This window comes from Plesiomonas sp. (assembly GCF_051650925.1).
Taxonomy (GTDB): domain Bacteria; phylum Pseudomonadota; class Gammaproteobacteria; order Enterobacterales; family CAMTGL01; genus Plesiomonas.
This window is the reverse complement of record NZ_JBOFRH010000061.1, coordinates 1-1,959: the sequence shown is the minus strand read 5'-3', so window position 1 is coordinate 1,959 and position 1,959 is coordinate 1. Positions and strand designations below refer to the sequence as shown.

2 protein-coding genes and 1 pseudogene are annotated in these 1,959 nt (G+C 48.5%); all 3 read left to right on the top strand.

Annotated elements, in window-relative coordinates; genetic code table 11:
- Positions 1-575, top strand: a pseudogene (locus tag ACRC27_RS01590) (poly-beta-1,6 N-acetyl-D-glucosamine synthase); the annotation flags it as partial.
- Positions 572-1,090: a poly-beta-1,6-N-acetyl-D-glucosamine biosynthesis protein PgaD gene (gene pgaD, locus ACRC27_RS01585; protein WP_438639008.1), complete on the top strand. Its 519-nt coding sequence runs from the start codon at positions 572-574 to the stop codon at positions 1,088-1,090. The pseudogene ACRC27_RS01590 and the gene pgaD, both read left to right, overlap by 4 nt.
- A 235-nt stretch (positions 1,091-1,325) precedes the next feature.
- On the top strand, positions 1,326-1,959 hold a 634-nt coding region (locus ACRC27_RS01580), incomplete at its 3' end, for an MBL fold metallo-hydrolase (RefSeq protein ID WP_438639006.1).

Here is a 1,959-nt window from a genome sequence, read left to right as displayed (position 1 = left end):
CTGAAGATATTGATATCAGTTGGAAACTGCAATTACGCCACTGGTCAGTTTTTTTCGAACCGCGCGCTCTGTGTTGGATCTTGATGCCTGAAACATTACGAGGATTATGGAAACAGCGCTTACGTTGGGCGCAAGGTGGCGCGGAGGTTTTCATCGTTAACATGCGTCGTTTGTGGGCATGGGAATACCGGCGTATGTGGCCACTGTTTTTTGAATTCTGTTTCTCAACGGCGTGGGCGTTTGCTTATGCGGTAAGTGTCGTATTGTTTCTGTTAGGGCTGATAACCGCGATGCCAGACACTCTATACGTGAAGAACCTATTTCCCCCAGCATTCACGGGATTAACCCTTGCCGTGGTGTGTATTTTGCAATTTGCGGTGAGTCTTATGATTGAACGGCGCTATGAAAAAGGCATGGCGAATTCGTTGTTCTGGATCATTTGGTTCCCCGTGGTCTACTGGATGTTGAGTCTGTGTACCACTCTCGTGTCATTCCCCAAAGTGATGCTTAAAAACAAACGAGAAAGAGCGCGTTGGGTAAGTCCTGATCGTGGCATTGGGCGGATAAAATCATGAGTCAGCCGCTGATATTTACTGAGCAGCGCTTGCTGCCTCGGGTCATCGATGCGTTGTTGACGATATTTGCTTGGGTCGCGTTTTTACACTTGATCCATGAAGGACTGGTTATCGCCCTGATGGAGCCGCGGCATATGGAAGTGCGACCTTTTTTCAATACACTGGATACGGTCACATTCTACATTTTTATCGCCTTGATGAATGGGCTGTTTCTGATTGGTTGGGCGAAGTACAACCAGTTTCGCTTCAAGGTGGAACGACGCAAACGCCGACCAGGATGCGAGCATCATGAAATCGCGGAAAGTTTACAGATTTCGCCATCACTGGTGATGGAAATGAGCAAGGGAAAACACCTTACCGTTTACCACCATGATAGTGGTCACATCAGTTACGTTGTCGTAGAACATTACATGGCGGATAACCTATTGCCCTCATCTGAGACAACATTGTTGGAGCTTCAGTTACCTTTTAGCGAGCTTACGGTACAAATCAAGGGGGAGCATGAGCGAGGATAAATTATGGAGTATGGGATTTATTGGGTGATTCAGATAATCGTCTGGATTTGCGCTACGTAATCATGAGTTATGTAACAGTGCTACTCAGGCTTTTACCGAACAGGTCTTCTTTTTTATCTCTATCATTTGCTCGATTTGTGCAACAGAGATGTGCTTTTTAGGCTGTTTTTGTCCTCATCACGAATCAATACACTGCATGCATCCCAATTAAGGCGTAAATAAGGAAAACGGAATCATGCGTAAAACAACAATGTTGATGAGTGGGGCGGCGTTAATGGTCGCGACAGGCTTGCAGGCGGCACCGCTGACAGTAGATGTGTATAACCCAGGCAAAAATGCGATTTTCCCTGTTTCTTCAGAGCTTATCAGCGGCGAGCATGAAGCAATTTTGGTTGATGCGCAGTTTTCCGTGCAAGACGGGCAAGCGCTGGTGGAGATGATTCGTCAAAGCGGTAAGAAGCTCAAAGCGGTGTACATCAGTGGGGGGGATCCTGACTATTACTTTGGTTTGCAAGCAGTGCGAGCCGCGTTCCCCGATGTGCCTGTGCTGGCCAGTGCCCATGTCACTGAGCATATTAAAGCCACCCATGCGGCCAAATTAGCCTATTGGGACCCGATTTTAGGCCAAGGCGCACCGGCGCAAGTGACAGTGCCACAGGTGCTGAATGACGACTATCTGACCGTTGACGGTGAGCGCATTGAAATTCGTGAGCTGAATACGCCAAATGCCTATTTGTGGCTACCACAAACCAAGACTGCGCTCGGCGGCGTATTGGTGACCGCAGGACAACATGTCTGGATGGCCGATAGCCAAACACCTGCTGCCCGTGCCGAGTGGGTAGCGGCGCTTAATCGCTTGCTGGCATTGT

Excerpts from the sequence above, each read along its gene's own strand:
- pgaD (WP_438639008.1), top strand. The coding sequence starts at position 572 with ATGAGTCAGCCGCTGATATTTACTGAGCAGCGCTTGCTGCCTCGGGTC.